The organism is Nonomuraea sp. NPDC001684 (assembly GCF_053596515.1).
In genome coordinates this window covers 1-1,771 of record NZ_JBSFGJ010000832.1, presented here as the reverse complement: position 1 = coordinate 1,771, position 1,771 = coordinate 1, and the positions used below count along the sequence as shown (strand labels likewise).

Annotated in this window: 2 protein-coding genes; one reads left to right on the top strand and one right to left on the bottom strand. The window is 69.9% G+C overall.

The annotated features are described in order from the left end of the window. A partial coding sequence (locus ACWCSD_RS52290) for a LysR family transcriptional regulator (protein WP_449927330.1) occupies positions 1-250 on the bottom strand: 250 nt, incomplete at its 3' end. Between the two features lie 202 nt (positions 251-452). On the opposite strand from ACWCSD_RS52290, the gene ACWCSD_RS52285 reads away from it, so the two are divergent. Continuing rightward, the coding region (locus tag ACWCSD_RS52285; protein ID WP_449927327.1) for a neutral zinc metallopeptidase at positions 453-1,771 on the top strand (1,319 nt) is incomplete at its 3' end.

Here is a 1,771-nt window from a genome sequence, read left to right as displayed (position 1 = left end):
GGTTGGCCAGGCCCTCGATCTCGTGCACGGCGTCGAGCGCCTCCCTCGCCAGCTTGACCACGCGGCGGCCCTGGGCGGTGACCACCACGCCGCGGCCGGAGCGGGCGAAGAGCGTCATGCCGAGCTCTCGCTCAAGATCGCGGATCGCGCGGGACAGCGCAGGCTGCGCGATGTAGAGCGACCTGGCCGCGTCGGTCATGGTGCGGTGCTCCGCAGTCGCGACCACATAGCGGAGCTGCTGGAGATTCATGCCAACGAAGCTAGGACACCGCCCTGCTCCGGGACCGGTAGATAGCGGAGATCACCTCGATTGATTTCGGAGCGTGACCGAGTACCGCTACATCCGTGACGGGTGATAAATCAGTATGCTTTTGCCCCAAATTTGGCAAAGATCCTTTGGGGTCTGCCGCAAAGCCGTGCATTGCAGACAAGCGGGTTAACGGGGAGACACGGTGACAGCAAACGGGCAATATCCACCTCCGCCACAAGGGCCCGGGCAGCCCCTGCGGCCCCCTTCGCGGCCCTGGCCGCCGCCGGGCTACCGGCAGCCGCAGCCGCAGGGCGGTCAGCCCTACCCGCAGGCGCCGCCGACCCCGCCCCAGGGCCCGCCGCCCGGCCATCATCCCTATCCGCCGCAGCACCCCCAGCCGCAGGGCTATCCGCCGCAGCCGCCGCCCCCGCAGGGCCCCCCTCAGGGGCCCCCGCAGCCGCCGCAGGGCTATCCGCCGCAGGGCCATCCGCCGCGCGGCCCGCAGTATCCGCCGCCGCAGTACGGGCAGCAGTACCAGCCGCCGCCGCCCCCGCCGCCGCCCATGCCGCCCATGCCCACGAGGCAGTGGCCGCAGCAGCCGAGGAAGAAGTCCGGCATGGGGGTCGCCGGCGTCCTCGGGGCGGTGTTCGGGTCGCTGGCGGCGCTGTTCGTGCTGATCGTCATCGGGGCGGCGATGCTGAAGTCGTCCTCACACCCGGACACGACCACGCCGGTCGCGCTCCCGTCGTACGAGCCGTCGCACAGCGACGAGCCCTTCCCCAGCCACGAGCCGACGCACGACACCTCGTCGCAGGAGCCCACCCAGGAACAGACCCAGGAACCGACCCAGCAGCCGTCGCAGCAGCCCACCGAGCAGCCGACCCAGGAGACGGTGACGCCGCCCAAGCAGGTCACGCTCAACACCAGCCTGAAGAACAACACCCTCTACCGGGCGGGCAGCCTGCCCCGGGTGAACTGCCGGGCCGGGAACACCAACATCTTCAGCCACAGCCAGCTCAAGGCGCTGATCCTGAAGACCGGCCGGTGCATGGACAAGGCATGGGGGCCGATCCTGCAGCGGCAGGGCATCGCGTTCAGCCCGCCGAACTACGCCGTCGCGGCCGGGCGCGGACGGGGCGCGTGCGGCGACTATCCCTCGGCCGGGAGCATGGTGCCGTACTACTGCCCGCGCAACAACACGATCTACGCCTCCACCTCGGCGATGTCCAGGGGCAACGGCAACGCCCGCGGCTACGGCCAGATCATCTCCTGGCACGGCGGCATCATCAGCATGATGGCCCACGAGTACGGCCACCACGTCCAGAACATCACCGGCGTGATGGACTCCTGGTGGCAGGGCACCGTCAACTCCTCCAGCCAGAGCGGCAAGCTGGCGCTGAGCAGGAAACTGGAGCTCCAGGCCACCTGTCTCGGCGGCATGTGGATGCGCTCGGTCGCCTCGTCCTACCCGGTCCCGTCCTCGCTGCGCTCGCGGCTGTTCTGGTTCTACGCGCAGGTGGG